Source organism: Rhodococcus sp. 05-2254-5, from assembly GCF_002258575.1.
GTDB lineage: Bacteria > Actinomycetota > Actinomycetes > Mycobacteriales > Mycobacteriaceae > Rhodococcoides > Rhodococcoides fascians.
The window spans coordinates 172,313-189,139 of sequence record NZ_NOZG01000001.1; the positions used below are offsets into that span (position 1 = coordinate 172,313).

Genomic DNA, 16,827 nt, shown 5'->3' on the forward strand with positions numbered 1-16,827 from the left:
TGACAGCCGGAATCAAAACGGCCCTGCGCCCGACGTTGCCCACAATGAGAGGGCGGACCGACGAGCCTGGTAGTCGGCCGAGATTCATGGCGCTTGCAGCTGGAGCGGTGCTTGTCGCCGTGCTGTTCGGTACTGCGATAGGTCAACTGACGAGTATGGTCAACTCGGTCGCCGCCAGTTACGTCCTCGGCGCTGTTCAGACACTTCCCCTCCTTCTGATCCGGGTGGCACCTCTGCTGACCTGGCAGTTGATCGCACTCGGGATGTTCGCCGGAACGCTGTCAGGGCTGGTTCAGGAAGAGGTTTTCCCATGGCCGGCGGCAAGTTGCATTGCGGCGGGGCTCGCCCTGTATCGAGTGGCCCGAGTGCATCCGCCGAACGTGGGAGCCGCGGTCGCCCTCGTGTCCTTCCTGGCGGTCGTGGTCCCGACTGTCTTGACGGTGAAGATGCCACCGTTCGCTTTGCTGATCATTGCCGCGACGTTGGCTGCGATCACCGTCGCGGGAGTGGTCATGATGCGACTGTCGTCGGCGGAAACCGCCCTGGCGGACGAACAGCAGCTCCGCATGGGACAGGAGCGGCGTCAGGCGGTGATCGAAGAGCGGGCGCGGATCGCACGGGAACTGCACGATGTAGTGGCGCACCACATGTCGATGATCGCGGTGCAGGCACAGGCCGCACGGTTCAAGAGCCCCGACCTCCCACCCGAGGCGATTGCGACGTTCGACGACATACATCGCGCATCGGCAACCGCACTGACCGAGATGCGCCAGGTTATCGAGGTCCTTCGTGACCCGGACGAGGCAACTGAACACTCACCGGCACCGAACCTGTCCGACATCGGCGCCCTTGTGAGCCAATGGAGCGCGGCCGGAGCCCACGTCACGTTGTATACGGACGGGGAGCTCGACACGCTGCCGGAAGCGCTGTCCACTACCGTCTACCGCATCCTCCAGGAATCGCTCGCCAATGCAGCACGTCACGCACCCGGCACGAAGGTTGAGATACGCGTGACCCGCACGAACGACGAGCTTCGGGTGACTGTCGGCAACGAAACCGAACAGGTGTCCGCCGATTCGAGAGGCCGAGGACACGGACTTGTCGGTATCTCCGAGCGGGCAGCCGCATTCGGCGGAAGCATGACTGCCGGGATGACGAAGAACGGACGATTCGAGGTGTCTGTAATCTTCCCAGTTCGCGGACGAAACATCCCACCACGCAGTAACATTGGCGATGATCCGAGCGCAGTGGAGCGCCGCCGATGACCATCAGGGTTCTGCTGGCGGACGACCAGGAATTGGTGCGCGACGGAATCGCAGCCGTACTCAGGGCCGAACCTGACATCGTCGTGGTCGGTGAGGCCGCGAACGGTGCGGAGGCCGTCGATCTTGCTGTCAGCCTGCGGCCCGACGTTGTCGTGATGGACATCCGAATGCCAGTGCTCGATGGAATCCGGGCGACCGAGCAGATCCTCGCATCACAGGGCGAGAGGACGAACTCGATCCGCGTGCTGATGCTCACGACGTTCGACCTCGACGATTACGTGTACGAAGCGCTCAGTGTCGGTGCAAGCGGGTTTCTGCTCAAGCAATCCACCGCAGCGGATTTCGTCCGGGGCGTCCGCACAGTCGCGTCCGGGGAATCGATGCTGGCACCGACTGTCACAACCCGGCTCATCTCGGAGTTCGCCCGGCGTCGGCGCGGTCGCCCGAACACCGCCGCAGTGTCGGCGTTGACTCCCCGAGAGCTCGACGTGTTGGACGCTCTGGCCACGGGTCTGTCGAATCGAGAGATCGCGTCCGATCTCGTGCTGGCGGAGGAGACAGTGAAGACCCACGTCGGGCGGATTCTCACCAAGCTCGACCTTCGTGACCGGACGCAGGCTGTCGTTTTCTACTACGAAAATGAACTCTCCCACCGACTCGACTAGCTCCTCCGGGGGATGCCGAGTTTGGCTCCGATGCGTGACGACATAGTCCCACTGTCTTTGTAGCGTCGAAACATGCTCTTACAGAGGGATTCTCGTAGCATTGTCGGTCGGGACCGCCTACTCGTCGGGATCTACGTGGCACTCGCCGCGTACACGGCCGTGTACGTGATGACCACCGAATTGACCACGCATCGGGTGTGGGGAGTGTGCGCTGTCACTGGCTATCTCGCTGCGGGTGCGGTCCTGTTGCGATCACGTAATCGACCTCGAGCGGCTGGTGTCGCTGTGTTGGGCGCTGTGTTGGTTCCGATGATCGTGCTGATCGGGGGCGCACTCGCGCAGCTCGAGGTTGCAGTAGTCATCGACTCGGCCCGCCACTTGCTCGACACCGGCAGTCCATATGTCAATGACCCTCACGAGCTGACTCAGTACAACCCGTACCTTCCGGCGATGGCGTTGTTCGGGCTGCCTGGCGTCGTCCTGGAGGGTCCGCTCGGGGACCCCAGAGTCTGGTTCGGAGTGTTCTTCGCCGCCTGTGTGCTCATCGTTGTTCGGCTGACGAGATCCGACCGGGGACGAATCGATCAGGAGTCGTTCGGGAAGCTCGGGCTTCTCACAGCGTCCCCTCTCATCGCGATTCCGCTGTGCACAGGTGGGGTGGATCTGCCGGTCATCGGTGCTTGTCTGCTCGGTTTGGCGCTGATGGCGGCAGACCGCCGATGGGCCGCGGCTGCTGTGTTGGCGTTCGCATGCGCACTGAAGTGGACCGCATGGCCGGTAGCCATCGTCGCGTTGGTACTACATCGTCAACGCGCCGGTACATGGTCAGCAGTGCGGGTCAGTGCGGTGTCCGTTGCTCTGGCGGGAGCGGTAGTCGTTCCTCCAGTGATCCTCGATGGCGGCGCACTGGTGGAGCACACGGTGTTGTTCCCACTCGGTCGCGCAGACGTTCCGACTCCGGCAGGCTCGTCGGTGATCGGCGGCGCGTTGGCGGAAGCGGGCGAGTACGGCCACATCGTTTCTTTGCTCGCACTTTTCGTCGGTGCCATCGTCATCGGAATCAGACTGTGCGTGAAACCACCGCGCACGTTCGCGGCGGCCTGCTCGATCGCTGCACTCGGGCTCACCGTGCTGTTCCTTCTTGCCCCTTCGGCCAGGTTCGGGTACTTCGCCTACCCTTTGATGTTCTGGGGAATGGCGTGGATTGCGAGGGTTCCCGGAACGGACACCGCCGTCTCGAGTCCCAATCGTGAAAGCGAGCGGGTCGCGGCATGAGCCGGACCTTGATCGTGACCAACGACTTCCCGCCGAGGCAGGGCGGCATCGAAACGTTCGCATCGGAAATGGCTCACCGCTTTCCGTCCGAGTCGATCGTGGTCTACACCTCGGCGGAACGCGGAGCAGCCGCATACGACGCTTCGCTTCCATTCTTGGTCATACGGGACCGCAGCCGAACCCTGCTTCCGACGGGACGGGTGATGCGCAGGGCAGGTCGAATCGCGCTCGAACACGGCTGCGATACCGCGTGGATCGCTGCCGCAGCTCCCCTGGGCCTGATCGCTCCCGCGCTTCGGGCCTGCGGGGTGAAGCGGGTCGTCGCCACCACTCACGGGCATGAAACATGGTGGGCCAAGGTTCCTTTGACGCGGTGGGGATTGCACACAATTGGCCGTTGGGTCGACGTGCTGACGTACATCTCCGGCCATACCTACCGCGCAATCCTGCCAGCGGTTACGCCCGATACAGCGTTGGTGCGTTTGAGCCCGGGCGTCGACGTCGAACAATTCAACCCCGTGCGCGGCTCCGTGGCGGGCCCCGATCCATCCCCGGACGGCAACAGCGGCGTGATCGTGTGCACCGCGCGTCTCGTCCCGCGGAAAGGCCAGGACTCGTTGATTCGTGCGCTTCCTGCGGTTCTGGAACGACATCCCGACACCACGTTGCTTCTCGTCGGCGACGGCCCTGACCGTCGACGTCTGCAGCGTCTGGCCCGGACAAAGGGCGTGGAGAACGCGGTGACCTTCGTTGGGGGACTTCCGCACGAGCTCGTTGCGCAAGTCCTCGCCGGCGCCACGATCTTCGCGATGCCGTGCCGAACGCGTCGCCTGGGACTCGAAGAGGAGGGACTCGGTATCGCATACCTGGAGGCCTCCGCCATGGGACTGCCGATCATCGCGGGTGATTCCGGAGGTGCCCCCGAAACCGTGCAGGCAGGCCGAACTGGCTATGTAGTCAAAGACGTCGAGCAATTGACCCAAGCCATCGTCGAACTCCTCGACAACCCGGTCCGCGCCCGCGCGATGGGTGAACGCGGACGCAGTTGGGTTGCGGCGCAATGGACTTGGAATACCGCGTATTCAACTCTTCTCACTGCTCTGTTCCCGAACGTCCTGGCAGACGGCCAGGATCGGTCGAGTACGCCACAACAGTGATTCGCAAAACCGCCTGACCCTGCGATCTAGACCTACAGCTCAGAGCGGTGGCGGTAACTCGGGGCGGGTGTGAGCCGGTCCGGGCACGAGAGCTGCAACACCGGAGTCGCCGGAGCTTCGAGGTGGGGTGAGATTGTCGCATTGGGCTCAAGGCTTCGCTCCATTCGCGTTGGCCACTGGCTTGCGTATCCGCCCGGGAAGCGTTTGGGCACGCGATATGTCAACCTGACCAGCGAGGTCACGGCTACGGCCGACGCGGATCGGAGTTGGGCTGGAGAAGGTGCCAGCTTCATCGAGGTCTGAGTGTGGTGACGCCGGACGTCTTATCGAGCTCCGCTGTCATCGCTGCGTTGTCGAGGGTGAGTTGACGGATTGCGTTCGCGTAGATCGCCACTAGCTTTTTCAGGTCGGAGTTATCGCGCCGCAGTCGAGCGAGATCGTCTGCTGCACTGTCTTTTCGGCTGACCTGTGTCGCTGCCCGACTCTTGTTTTGTTGCTGGAACCAGGTGATGAGGGCGGGATAGTTCCGGTAGAACGTCGCGTGGGTAATGCCGAGACGGTCCTCTACCGAGGTGACGGTTGCTCGACGCCCCGATGTTTCGCATTCGGTAAGCACGCCATCCATCGCGGCCTGGACTGCGGCGTCATCGGGGAGTGGTTTCTTCACGGTGCTGTGAGTGAAACGTTGTGCTCGTCGGTGAGGAATTCTGCGATTTCGGATCGTTTGAGTTGGAGGCGGTGACGAACATAGGGGCCCAGACGGACGGTGTCGGAGAGTTCGCGGTCGTAGGACTGCAGCGCTTCCTTCATCTGCTCGCGGTTGCCGGTGGTCAGTGCTGCGTTGCGGCAGCGCAGTGGTTGGCAGTCCGGCAGTGACGGTCCGTCTCGTCCGTCGCTTCGTCGGCAGAGCGCGCGGTCGGGGTTGTGGACGCAGGTCACGAATTCGCCTGGGTAGATGTGGGGGTCGTGACGTGCCATGTGGCGTTGCATTCGTTTGGGGTCGTTGATGACCGTGCCGTCGAATCGAACGTGACGCTCGAATTCAGCGAGCCGTCGTTCTGCCTCGGCGGCGGCGGGTCCGGTCAGACGGTGCAGATCCGGGTTGGTGATCAGGTCGGCGAGCTTGTCGCCGCGGGCGATGTCGTCTTCGGCTTCGTCGCGGAACCCCGACTGGGAGGTGCCGGCGTAGCCCTCGAACATCTGGACGCGCACGTGGCGATATTGCAGTGCCCCGGCGATGCTCCCGCCGGGGCGTCTCGCGATGTACCAGGCCAGGGTTCGCCGGAACTGTCGGCTGCTCAGCTTCCATGCCGCGCCATTGACCTCGGGAATCCGATCGCGGTGACCGAGTTTGCTGCTGAATTTGTCGATCCAACTTACGAAGTCGGCCAGGTCGCGGTTCGTGGCAGCGGTAGATTTCACATGGTTGGGCCGCGGGCTGCCGCTTCTTCTCGAGGTCGGGGGCAGCGCAAACAGGTATTTCTCCGTCGTGGGTTGCAACCGTTCCAGGACTGCAACTGCCCGTTGTGCAGGCGCGGTAACGACCCAGGTGGCGGCGACCCCGGTGGCCTGTCGTTCACCTTTGAACGCCACTCCGGTTATCCGGTGCCTTGCGACCTTTCCGGTGTCGTCCCGCCATACCGATACGCATCCTCGCTGTAGGTGTTTGACCTCGCTGTCCCGCATGCCGGAGAGGTAGATGATCACGATGTAGCAGGCGATGTACAGCATCCTGGTGAGTTCTTCGAGTTCCGCATATCGGATCCGTCCCCGCCAGAGTTGTCCGTCCAACAGTCCGTCGATCGGTGCCCGCAGGTAGGTGTCGTCGTCGATCCCGAGCTCGGCGACGGCAGCGATGATGACCGCGCCGGCGGGCCGGGTCGGGCCGACGACCGAGCGGCCGAGATTGGCTTCGCGGCGCAGGTGACTCAAATTCACCGTTCCTTGGTAGGCCGGAAGCGCGCGTCGTTCACCGCGATAGCGAGCTATTACCCGGGAGATCGCCGCGACGTTGGCCCGTGTGTCTGTCTGCGGCCCTCGGCGATCTTGTCCCGGCGCGGCCGGGGGTCTTTGCAGCGTGTGCCACTCTGCCCCGGCGCGGAGCACATCGGGTGCGAAATCGTCGACCCATCGCATGGCCCAGACCAGTAGCGGTGCGTGCACCTGCTCGGGTATGCGGGCGGTCTCGTTCTCGTGTCCGTGCTGGGAGTGTCCGGACCGGGGTGTATCGAGGGCGGCGGCCGGATCGAAGGTCAAAGGATCATCGAGGTGTGCACGGCAGAGCCACAGCAGCTGAAAGGCCCGCGGAAGGTGCGCTCTGCTTCCGTCGGTGAGGCGGAGCTCGTGCACATGCTGCTTGAAGGCCCGTAGGTCGTCGCGCGTGATCGCGGAGATCGAGCGTAGGCCACGGTTGTCGACCCAGCGCAGGACCGCACCCACTTGCCCGGACAGGTTTGCGACCGTGTCGATCGCCTTGATGCGTTCGCACCCGCGAGGACGATCCGCCCGGAGCAATGCGTAAGTAACCTGTTTCGCGACCTCGCGAAAACTCTTAGGAACATTGGTGAAGTCGATGGATATCTGCTTCTGGTGTTGTTGTCGCTGTGCGGGTCCCAGCCTCCACACCATGTCCGAAAAGCGTGCCGTGTCTTCGAGTACCGCGCCCGGTCGCAAAGTTCGGTCCCCGAGCACCAGCGTTTCGGCAGATATCCGTGCTGGCCCGGGGTGGGGTGCTGGCAAGCTCATGCGAGTTCCTTCAATCCGTCGAGCAGGTCGGCGGGTAGGTCGTCAGGTTTCGCGGCGCGGGCCTGTTCCTGTTGCGCATCAGTAAATTTGGGAAGTATCAGGCGGGTGATGATCAGCCAAGTGACGCCGTGCCGACCACACCAATCGTCGATGTCGCGTTGGTCGAGATCACGTTGAAGCCAGTCGAGCAACGAGAAAAGGTGGGGGAGGTGGCGTTCGGTGACCAACGCGTTCGGGCAGCGCAGGCAGGTCAGGAAGGACACCCCACACACTCCGCCGCCGCTGAATGGGCTGTGCTCGAAGTCCAGACACGAACTCACCAAGGTGTCCAGTTCGCCGTCGACTGCGCGCCGGATCTGATCGACCGAAACACCCAGTCCGGCGGCGGTGCCAGTTGGATCCGACACGAATGCAGCCGCCCCAGTGGGTCCGAGAATTCTCCCACGGAAGGCATGAGCATTGTGTTCTGCCTCGTGGAGTGCTTCGGTGAGTACCTCATCGGCCCAGTCACGCACCCTAGGATCGCTACGCAGGTAGTGCAGAAATGACACATCCGGCGTGTTCGTTCTCGACGCAGACCTGAGATGCCCTCCGACAGCGCGTGTTCGACGCACTTCCACCGTGGTTTTCAGACGGTTCATCGACAACACCAACGGTTCCGCCCCCGGACCATTGCCGTCGGCTGTCAGACCATGCTGCGCAACCCACTTGCGATGCTCGAGCCATCGGCCAACCTGCAGATCGAAAGGGTCGATGTGACCGTTGGCTGCCGAGCGCGTCCGGATGAAGTCCGCTGTTCCTCGCATGTTGTCACGTGTCCAAATGGACCACACCCGTCGGCTACCGCTGAATGCTCTGCTACTGCTGGTCAACTCGTGGAGCAGTAGGAAGAAGCCGCCGGGGGTGTGCAGTCCGGAGTCGTTCGGGCCGCCCTCCCAGTGCACTGTTTCGCAGGTACGAGCCTTTCCTCGCCGGCGCTTGATCACGTTGACCGCTACCGCGCGATCCTCCAGAACGCGGTGCTCGGGCGAAAGCTCCTTGATTGTTTCGCTGTTACGGCCACTGAGTCCGACGCCCAGCACGAGCAGGGGCAGCACGTCGCGGGTCGTGAGAAATAGTTGACCGGCCTTCGTCAGCCATCCGGCCAGGTCGGTGACAGATCCGGAGACAGTGCTCGGGCGTTGCGGTGGTGTGACGGCACCGGTGCTCGCCATCTCCGCCAGATGCGCGGCTCGCTCGCGTTCTGCCGCTGAAAGCGTGTGCGGCTGCAGCTCGAACACGGACAGCAATCGCCGCGACGACCGCAGCCGCCCGCGAAGGGCAGCGACGTCCGAACGTGCCGCTGCCATGATCGCCATGAACTCGCGGTCCGAGTATCCGGGAGCCGCGCCGGCCCCGGGTCGGTGAGGTTCATGGAAGTCACCCGGTCGCGCTACGTATTCTGCGACCTCCCAGTGCAATCGGGTGACCGGCAGGTGGCGAAGTATCAGTTTCACTGCAGCCATCTGTTGGGTCACGCGCGTCGCAGTGGTTCTTTTGAGCTGCAGTGCGCGATAGTGCTCGAGATTCGCCACCGTCACTCGGTCCAAACAGACAGGCGGCTGTGGGAGATCGCCGAGGAACCTCAGGAAACGCTGCAGAGTGATCCACCCGTTGTCGGCACCCGAACGGGTGCGCACCTGACCCACCGGCCCGATTCGAGCCGCCCATGCGACAGCCAGATCGGCGTGAAGCTCAGGGCAGGGCAACCGCGCGAACGAATAGTGCGCTGTCCTGTTGTCCTCGCCGTAGAACCGCACAACCGGCGGGTCGCCTGCTGATTGCTCGGTGACATCGGGCTGGTAGTAGCCATCTGGATGCGGTGCCACGTGATGCAGTCCCGCACGGCGCACTTGGCCGTTGATCGGCTCAGACAACGCAATTGTCCGTGCCGGATAAGTCGGGGTCGACTCGCTTCTCGACAACGGTGGGCTCCCACCCGTCGGGGACCAACGCCACGCGCGTCTCCATCTCCAATTCCGAGAGGGTGTGCAGGTAGATCTGTGTCGTCTCGATCGAGCGATGCCCCAATCGAATGCGGATCCAGTTCAGCGGGTCGCCGAACACACGTTGGTACGTCTCGCGCTGAGGTCCCGACATCGGTGTCAGCTCCTTGATATGCCCGCGCCACAGTTGTTCGAGAGTGATCACGGCAAACGAATGCCGAAGCATGTGCGGATGACACCGGATCGGGACCTCGCGGCGCACACAGCGGCGGTTTGCTGTCTTGAACACTTCCTGCCACGCGGACGGCTTGCTCGGAAGACCGTCCTCGTTGATCCACAGGGCAATTGGCTCCAAGCCCTCGCGGCACTCGATGAAAGTACGGCGCCGCTCGTCGTGGGTGAGCTTGGCAGCGTCGACCCGTTCGCCGCCGATTCGAACGAACGGCCGAAGCCGATTGGCAACGATCAGCGGACTCCGAATCTGCTCGTACGCGCCGTTCGCCTGGGCCATCTCGATGGCTTCCGCCCGCTCTATCGCGATGTAGTTCCATACCTCGGTCAACGTCGACATCGGGAAGTAGATGTGGCGGGCCGATCCACCCTTGGCGATACTCCGCGGAAGCCACGATCGAACGTTCAACGTGCCCGCTACTGGGTGAGGGAATTCGAACACACTCAAGCTTGTCTGCTCGGACAACCGTAAACCGGTGCGAATCATCAGGTCGCAATAAGCCCCGTTCCGTGAGGCAAACCGTCCGCGGAACGCCGGATCCGGCAACCCTGCCATGTCGAAACCTCGGACACCTATATCGCGCCACCGCCGATACGTGGCCGGTGGGAGCCACGCGACGTCATTGACTCGGCCCCTGTGCGATGACTCTGCCGGTGTTTGACCGCGGGGTCTCCGTGGATCTCGGCTGCGAGATAGGCGCTGCACGAACGGGTTACATGCGGCGTGCCCGCGTACGACTGCCCAGCGATAGAACTGGTTCACCGTCGCTACCTCACGGTCCCACGTCGTAGCTTCTACTCGTGCGCCCGCCGGGTCGAGCAATCGCCAATGCTTGTACGCATCACGATCGCCTGGCGTTGCATCAGTCCATGATCTCTGGGATCGGTTGTCCCATAGGAATTTCAGGAACCGTTTCAGGTCGTACGCATACGCTGCCTGGGTGGTCGGCGGTGCGTTGATCAACTCCGTGGTGAAAAAGTCGTTCAGGCGTACGTCGTATCGTCCGGACGGATCGATCAGGTACGGAGTGCCATCCGGCGTTTTGCCGGTGTGAGGCAATCTGTCGAGATCCTCCGATTCAGCCCCCGGGTCGTTCACTGACCGAGGTATAGGCAACTGCTGACGAGTGAAAAACAGTCGCCAGCCCAATACGCCGGAACCCCCCGAATGCACAGCCGCAAGCTATCACCGATACCTGCGGACAAAGTTCAGAACCGCATAACGCCTCGATCACCAATGGTGCCCCGCCGACGCCGCCCAGCCCGTCGAGTAGCTACCGGAGCGGGGTGTTCGGGCTGGCCGATCAGTCTTGTTCTGTAATCGGTGTTTTCCGATGGGCAAGTGCGTTACTCATCAACGCATCCATCCATTCCCGTGTCATGTCCAAGCCTGAGTGGTTTTCCAGCAGTTCAGCGGCGGTAGCCGCCACCTTCTGTGAGAATAGAGCCAGAATGCTGATTGACTCGTGCGCCACCAGAGTCGTCACCACATTCAGTGCGTCACCACGCGCGCGTTGCAAGGCGTACGGCTCGTGAGCGTCGAGCTGCAAGTCCTTCAGGAGCTCTCTTGCGCCTTCCCAGTTAGGCTTTTTGTGGGCGTGCGCGTATGCGCCCAATACTCGATTCCAAGCCGACAGTCGACTCCACCCGGCGGTCTCTATCCACCGCTGGGGCTTGTTGTGTACGGATTTTTCAAGGCGCTGCGCTTTCTCCGGTTTCGTCCGGTGGACTCTTGATCGAGCGATTTGTTCGAGCGTGCATCGAAGCGAGGCCATCGCCCGGTCGTCGTCTTCCAACCACAGCCAGTATGCGGACCGCAACGTCGACGACACCAGAGCCAGTGGAGTCGATGCTGCTGGTAGCAGAGGACCGTTGCGTGTCCACAGAGCAGCAAGAGCTGCCAACTCGGCAACCACGATGTAGTTCGTCCCGCGCGAGGCCACCGAGTCAATGTTGAAATCGTCGCCTAGTTCGTCTCGCTCGGCGGCGAGGGCTCGTAGCGCAAACGATGCACTCGCCTGGCGATGAGCGCCGAAGGCTAAAGTCGCAAGCTCGTCGTCCCGATACAAGCGACCTGCGGGCCGATGATTCCAGGCCAGCGACTCGTACGTGGATCGTTGATCGTCTAGGTAGCGAACAAACACCGGCAAGAGGCCTTCATCGGGCGACAATGGCATGACTGTAGGCAATCTCGGCAGTACGAACGATGCCGAATAAGGGAGGGCATCATCTGGTGGTTCTTCACACGCGACGTCAGCCGACGGCCGTACGGCAAGGTTGATACTTGCTATCAACGTCACGGCGTCCTCGGGATCGCCCTGCCGATACAGGCCAGCAGCCGTCATGTACTGGATCTGGGTAAGGCTCAAGCTCAACGCGTCCGCTATGCAGTCCACCGCGCCGTATACGACACTTGGTACATCGAATCTGCTCAGGAGCGCGGCCGACTCCCACCACATGGCTTCCTCGAAGAGTCGCGCATGCATTATTTCGCTGAGAACGCCGTAGACGACGGCTGGGCATACTTCACGTCCGTTCGCCAGGACGACGTGCTTATGAGGTGCGGTTGGCTCCTCTGTGCTTGCGGAGCTGTCGTCGCCCTCGATATCTTGCGCAGTAGTCGGGTCTGCGTCGCCCTCGATGTTGGATGATTCCGGCGGTGCGCCAGGATTTGGCATGCGCTCGGCGTATGCGGTCCACGCACGCGCGATGAAGTCCTCCACTTTTTCAGACGGATGTTGCTCGACTCCGACGACAGGTGCCATGACCGCAGTCCATCGTTCGAGTTGTTGTCGGGCGATCGTGGCAGCGGCCACCACTTGTCCTGCGAGAAGCAGTCGGGTGGCCGCGACGCAGCTGTCCACTCCCCAACCGAGGTCGTGAGGCCATTTGCCATAATAGGCTGACGGTGCGCGATCCAAAGTGAGGTTCAGCTTGCGATGCGCGATATCCAGTATTGCTATCGGTGCCAGAAAAAGGATTGCTTCGAATCGGAATCCATCCGGCAGCTTCTCCGTGTTCTTCATCCTGACGTTGTGGCGCGCAATCAGAGTCTCGGCCAATCGATCGGGTCCAGATCCGCACATGCGCTCGTAATCGCGCACTTTGGTGCCGACTCGCCGTCCACGGTCATCTTTGCGCTTCGCTTTGCGTTCTGCGCTGCTCAGATGGTCCATATCGCCAGGCGACGGAATGCTTGCTCTGTCCATTCGTGCAGCCTACGAGGTCGAGCAATGCTAGGTCGCCGAATGCAGTCAGCCAGCTGTAGAGTGGTCCCAGCATGCACGACGCCTCCGGGGTGATTGAGGCGAGGTCTTGAATCGTTTTGGCCGGTGATCCGGGAAGTGCTATCGCAGGTATCGAAGCGGTCAATTCCGTAAGGTCTGCCGGGCAGCGGCGCGGCAGAATTGATGCGACAATAGGACTACTTAAAGTATCTGCCTTCTACTCTTCGCAGAGTTCGTTCTCATCGTTTGGAGGAATGGGTTGCTCAAGCGAAAAGGTGAATTACCTGCTATAATTGGTGGATGCCGGAAAAGCATCGGTAAATCTATTGAATGGAGGATCTATTTGAATCATGATAGATAAATTATACACCTTAGCGGCGATCATTGTTGCCGTGACAGAAGTAATTAAGGCAACAACGGGATTGGTTGTAGCAGCGTCTACATTGATCCCTTCGATATTAATGTTGATTTGCATTATTGCGGCGCTTTAATCGATGGAAAGACCCGTCACTCGACCTAGGGTGGCGGGTTTTCTGTATCTGTAATGTCGGTTTTCATGGTCGTGTTTTCGTTTCGGTCGGTCAGTGGTTAAGAATGCTGGTCGTGGCGACTTCGGCCAAGACGTCAATCCTGACAGACAGAATAGGCCTCTAAAATTCCAAATCCCACGCACGTTACAGCGTTCCGAGCAGTTCCATCCAGGGATAAAGCCGAGAGGTCAACCGGCCGGTGAACTAGCGAGTTCCTGAACGGGTAGTCGAACTGGAGTAGTTTGCGATCCGTTGGGTCAGCTGTTCTGCGACCGCCTCGGTGGAGGCGGGGTTCTGTCCGGTGATGAGCGTGTCGGTGATTTCGATGTGCTGCTGCCACGGGTGTCCTGCGGTGTACGTGCCGCCCCGGCGCTGGATTTCCTGCTCGACGGTGAAGGGGAGCGTGCCGAGCAGTCCTACATCGGCTTCCTCTTGGTCCGAGAAACTCGTCATCGTCAGGGCTGCATACGGCCACGTTGCTCCGGATGCTGTGTCGGCAAGCAACGCCGCAGTTCCATGGCAGACCGTCGCGATCGGGGTCCCCTCCCGTCGGAGCGCGCGGAGAAACTCTCCAACGTGAGAGTTCTTGTGCAGGTCCACCACTGGCCCGTAGCCGCCGGGCACAAAGATCCCGTCGACGGTAGAGGGGTCAACCGTTTCGAGCGCGGCCGGCGCGCGCAAATTTTCGCTCAGACCGGATAGGTACGTTCTGTACCCGTCAGGGTCTGGGCTGTGAGGGGCGTGCATGCTGTCGGGCTCGACGTGCGCAGCGCCGCCGCCGGGTGTCGCGATGATCGTCCGTATGTTTGCGGCCGTGAAGATTCGATGGGCTGTGATGAACTCTTCGGCCCAGAAGCCGCATGGTTGAGTGGAGCCGTCATTGAGCGTCAGAATGTGGGCTTCGGACAGCAGGATCGTGATGGTCGACGTTGGTGTCACCGTTGTGCGTCTTTCTCTTCGCGGTAGAGACCGAGGGCGGTCATCGCGGGCGCGTCGTTGAACTCGAACAGCACGGCTGGAATGTCGGTGTCGTTGACGTAGCTGACAGTCGACCACGATGGAACGGCGAGGCTGTCTCCTTCGCTGCACCGGAACGGCTTTCCGTCGACGTGGATGGTGGACAACCCTTGTGCCCCGATCAAGACGGCGGAAGCGGTGCGCCGCATCGGTTGTGTTTGGATCCCTGCAGGTAGGAGTGTGAATGCAGCATCGATGACCGGTGTGACAGGGTCGTGGGTTCCTTCTGCGTGCAGGGTGTGTCGGTATGCGTGGTGCGGGTCGGCCTCGTGGGTCCGCTGTTGCTCACCGAGAGCGCGAAGTACGTTGTCCCACTTGTAGAGCAGCGGCTCGCTCAGGTTTCGGTGGTGTCTGTCTTGCGCGAAAATGTGGGGCTCGAGGTGGGTGTTGTCGGTGTGGAGCTCGAACTGTGTCGCGGCGAGGGCGGCGACGAGGGGGTCGTTGGTGCAATCCTGCCAGATGGCGGGGGAGTCGGTGGGGCTGTCGTTGCCGTGCTCATGCCATTCGCCGGCGGGGGTGATCACCACGTCGCGAGGCTCGAGATACATCTTGGTTCCACCGACGGCCGTCCATGCCCCGTCACCCTCGTGCATGTAGCGCAGGGCCGTCGGCGCGTGCCGATGCGGGGTCATACCTTCACCGCGGTTGATGATCTGCAGCCCCGAATAGAGATATCCGACGGCGGCCTCGCGGGCATGGCCCGGATTGGCGAGGGTCAGTACCCGTAGAGCTGCTCGGTCGCCCTTGACCATGTCGGCGGCCGCGATCGCGAGCGGTCGAAGCTCGGCATAACTCCAGTGCACGGCATGGGAGTCGGGGGCCGGGGCCCACGGCAAGTTCTCGTTGGCCGCGGACCACCGCCCGATGGCGGAGATTGCTGCCGCCTTCTCGTGCAGCATGGCCTCGGTGGAAATGGTGGTGGTCACGATGCAGGTACCTCCTGTTGGGTGACGGTCACTGAAGCGAGTGGTCGGGGTGTGCCGACGACGGCGTCGGCTGCCTCGGTAAGTTCGGCAACCAGTTGGTCGATGTGGTCGGCAGTGGTGTGGATGTTGCCGATGGACACTCGGATGACGTAGTGGCCGTCGAGCTCGGAGTGGGAGAGCAGCGTCCGGTGGGTGCTGTTGACGGTCTCGAGGATCTTCCGCGTCGCCTGTCCGTCGGCAGAGGAGATCCGGAGGCAGAGCAAGGGGAGCGGCGAATCGTTCGCGAGATGCCACCGCGGGTCTGCGGCAAGGGCGTCTCGCAGCCTCGTCGCCAGGGTGAGACTGTGTTCGAGTCGAGTTCGGATGCCTCGTATTCCGAAGGCGCGCAGGGTCCACCACAGTTTCAGAGCTCGGAATTGTCGCCCAAGGTTGAGGGTGTAATTCATGTAGTCGATACCGCCGGTGGTGTCGGTACGCAGGTATTCGGGAACCAGTGTGAAGGCGGCTTCGAGTGCTCCGGGGTGACGGCAGAACAGTGCCCCGCACTCCATAGGGGTGAAGAGCACTTTGTGTGGGTTGGCGACGAGAGAATCGGCGGCCGCGAGTGACGGAAGGACCTGCGCGATGGCCGGGGCTATGCGCCAGAAGCCTCCGTACGCGGCGTCGACGTGCAGCCACACTCGGTGGTCGCGGCACACGGCCGCAATCGCCTCGACCGGGTCGAGAGCACCTGAAGTGGTCGTACCGACGGTGGCGACAACAGCGATCGGTGTGTAACCGTCCGCGACGTCCGATCCAATGCGAGTCGACAGAGCAGCAGGATCGAGTTGGCCGCTAGCGTCGGTGGGTAGGCGTACGACATTGTCGAGCCCGATGCCGAGAGCGATCGCAGCTTTGTCGACCGACGAGTGGGCCTGGTCGGAGGCGTAGATCCGGCCGGGTTTCTGGCCGGATGTTCCGTGATGTCGAACCTCGGGCTGTGCCCGGTGGCGGGCGGTGGCCAACGCGTAGAACGTGCCCAGTGATGCACCGTCGACGAGCAGTGCGTCTGCGGCGGGGTAGTCGAGCAGTTCGGCGAGCCATCTGGTGACGGTGTCTTCGACGGCGGCAGCCGAGGGCGCGCTCTTCCACAACATGACGTTGACGTTCAATGCCGCAGCGGTCATCTCGGCGAGGATGGCCGGTCCGGAGGAACTGTTGCTGAAGTAGGCGTGGAATCGTGGATGGTTCCAGTGCGTCAAATGCGGAACGACGTTGTTCCAGGTGTCGTCGAGTATGTCGGCGAAATCTGTTGCCTCGGACGGCAGCTCGCTGTCGATCGCGTCGGCGACATCGGCCGCATCGGCCGGCGTCGTGACGGGCACGTCGTCGAGCGCGGCGAAGTGTCGACATATTCGATCGAGGGTGTCGGTGCCGAAGGCTTTGAGCTGCTCGGGAGTCCAGTCGCCAGTCGGCTTTGTTGGGTCGGGGGTCATTCGACGTCGACCGGCAGCTCGTGGGCGAAGACGACCTCGCGGGGGCGTTCGCAGTACCGGCGGTAGAAATCTTCGAGTAGTGGCGTCTCCGATTCGAGGAGGTGCGTGGCGTGCTCGGCGCTTTCCCAGGGGTAGGTCATCGTTACGCGTTGGGGGTCCGATGCGTGCTGGAAGAAGCGCGCGTGGCCCGCCCACCCCGGGTGGTGGTGTGCGTTGTCGTCGAGGAGTTCGTCCATTTCTTGCAGGACCGAGAGGGCGTTCTCGGCCGCTTCGGCGGTCAGGTGCCAGGTTTCGATGACGGTGATCATGAGAGGGCGAAGCCTTTCTGT

Annotated in this window: 13 protein-coding genes and 1 pseudogene; 4 read left to right on the forward strand and 10 right to left on the reverse strand. The window is 62.1% G+C overall.

Features of this window, described 5'->3' with window-relative positions:
• Positions 1-86 precede the first annotated feature (86 nt).
• The 4 genes from CH278_RS00750 to CH278_RS00765 all read left to right on the forward strand — a co-directional run bounded on the left by CH278_RS00750 (position 87) and on the right by CH278_RS00765 (position 4,362).
• Positions 87-1,265 carry a sensor histidine kinase gene (locus CH278_RS00750; RefSeq protein ID WP_139278552.1) on the forward strand — a complete coding sequence of 393 codons (1,179 nt, stop codon included), beginning with the start codon at positions 87-89 and terminating at the stop codon, positions 1,263-1,265.
• Positions 1,262-1,930, forward strand: a complete 669-nt coding sequence (locus tag CH278_RS00755) for a response regulator (protein ID WP_032375872.1) — start codon at positions 1,262-1,264, stop codon at positions 1,928-1,930. Before CH278_RS00750 ends, CH278_RS00755 begins: the two co-directional genes overlap by 4 nt.
• 72 nt (positions 1,931-2,002) lie before the next feature.
• The gene (locus CH278_RS00760; RefSeq protein ID WP_015586189.1) at positions 2,003-3,205 is read left to right on the forward strand and encodes a glycosyltransferase 87 family protein; all 1,203 of its coding nucleotides are present in this window, start codon (positions 2,003-2,005) and stop codon (positions 3,203-3,205) included.
• A complete protein-coding gene (locus tag CH278_RS00765; protein ID WP_015586190.1) occupies positions 3,202-4,362 on the forward strand; it encodes a glycosyltransferase family 4 protein in 1,161 nt (386 codons plus the stop codon). Before CH278_RS00760 ends, CH278_RS00765 begins: the two co-directional genes overlap by 4 nt.
• Positions 4,363-4,651: 289 nt before the next feature.
• Here the strand turns inward: CH278_RS00765 and CH278_RS00770 are convergent, their stop codons facing one another.
• The 10 genes and pseudogenes from CH278_RS00770 to CH278_RS00810 form a co-directional block, all read right to left on the reverse strand.
• Positions 4,652-5,029 carry a hypothetical protein gene (locus CH278_RS00770; RefSeq protein ID WP_015586192.1) on the reverse strand — a complete coding sequence of 126 codons (378 nt, stop codon included), beginning with the start codon at positions 5,027-5,029 and terminating at the stop codon, positions 4,652-4,654.
• Positions 5,026-7,107 carry a hypothetical protein gene (locus CH278_RS00775; RefSeq protein WP_015586193.1) on the reverse strand — a complete coding sequence of 694 codons (2,082 nt, stop codon included), beginning with the start codon at positions 7,105-7,107 and terminating at the stop codon, positions 5,026-5,028. The genes CH278_RS00770 and CH278_RS00775 overlap by 4 nt, the downstream gene beginning before the upstream one ends.
• The gene (locus tag CH278_RS00780; RefSeq protein WP_015586194.1) at positions 7,104-9,023 is read right to left on the reverse strand and encodes a hypothetical protein; all 1,920 of its coding nucleotides are present in this window, start codon (positions 9,021-9,023) and stop codon (positions 7,104-7,106) included. The genes CH278_RS00775 and CH278_RS00780 overlap by 4 nt, the downstream gene beginning before the upstream one ends.
• Positions 9,016-9,732 carry a hypothetical protein gene (locus CH278_RS27830; RefSeq protein WP_256991776.1) on the reverse strand — a complete coding sequence of 239 codons (717 nt, stop codon included), beginning with the start codon at positions 9,730-9,732 and terminating at the stop codon, positions 9,016-9,018. The genes CH278_RS00780 and CH278_RS27830 overlap by 8 nt, the downstream gene beginning before the upstream one ends.
• A 333-nt stretch (positions 9,733-10,065) precedes the next feature.
• Positions 10,066-10,497: pseudogene (locus CH278_RS28170) on the reverse strand (site-specific integrase); the annotation flags it as partial.
• 130 nt (positions 10,498-10,627) lie between these two features.
• Positions 10,628-12,532: a hypothetical protein gene (locus CH278_RS00790; RefSeq protein WP_015586196.1), complete on the reverse strand. Its 1,905-nt coding sequence runs from the start codon at positions 12,530-12,532 to the stop codon at positions 10,628-10,630.
• A 752-nt stretch (positions 12,533-13,284) separates the two neighbouring features.
• A complete protein-coding gene (locus CH278_RS00795) occupies positions 13,285-14,019 on the reverse strand; it encodes a type 1 glutamine amidotransferase domain-containing protein (RefSeq protein ID WP_015586197.1) in 735 nt (244 codons plus the stop codon).
• Complete coding sequence (locus CH278_RS00800; RefSeq protein WP_015586198.1) at positions 14,016-15,023, reverse strand: cupin domain-containing protein; 1,008 nt, start codon at positions 15,021-15,023, stop codon at positions 14,016-14,018. The genes CH278_RS00795 and CH278_RS00800 overlap by 4 nt, the downstream gene beginning before the upstream one ends.
• Positions 15,020-16,498, reverse strand: coding sequence for a pyridoxal phosphate-dependent decarboxylase family protein (locus CH278_RS00805; protein WP_015586199.1), 1,479 nt, complete (start codon positions 16,496-16,498; stop codon positions 15,020-15,022). Before CH278_RS00805 ends, CH278_RS00800 begins: the two co-directional genes overlap by 4 nt.
• Entirely contained in the window at positions 16,495-16,806 is a 312-nt protein-coding gene (locus CH278_RS00810; RefSeq protein ID WP_015586200.1) for an antibiotic biosynthesis monooxygenase, read from the reverse strand. The genes CH278_RS00805 and CH278_RS00810 overlap by 4 nt, the downstream gene beginning before the upstream one ends.
• Positions 16,807-16,827 lie beyond the last annotated feature (21 nt).

Coding starts and splice junctions, on each gene's coding strand:
- CH278_RS00750 (WP_139278552.1), top strand. CDS start 87: ATGGCGCTTGCAGCTGGAGCGGTGCTTGTCGCCGTGCTGTTCGGTACT.
- CH278_RS00755 (WP_032375872.1), top strand. CDS start 1,262: ATGACCATCAGGGTTCTGCTGGCGGACGACCAGGAATTGGTGCGCGAC.
- CH278_RS00760 (WP_015586189.1), top strand. CDS start 2,003: ATGCTCTTACAGAGGGATTCTCGTAGCATTGTCGGTCGGGACCGCCTA.
- CH278_RS00765 (WP_015586190.1), top strand. CDS start 3,202: ATGAGCCGGACCTTGATCGTGACCAACGACTTCCCGCCGAGGCAGGGC.
- CH278_RS00775 (WP_015586193.1), bottom strand. CDS start 7,107: ATGAGCTTGCCAGCACCCCACCCCGGGCCAGCACGGATATCTGCCGAA.
- CH278_RS00790 (WP_015586196.1), bottom strand. CDS start 12,532: ATGGACAGAGCAAGCATTCCGTCGCCTGGCGATATGGACCATCTGAGC.
- CH278_RS00805 (WP_015586199.1), bottom strand. CDS start 16,498: ATGACCCCCGACCCAACAAAGCCGACTGGCGACTGGACTCCCGAGCAG.
- CH278_RS00810 (WP_015586200.1), bottom strand. CDS start 16,806: ATGATCACCGTCATCGAAACCTGGCACCTGACCGCCGAAGCGGCCGAG.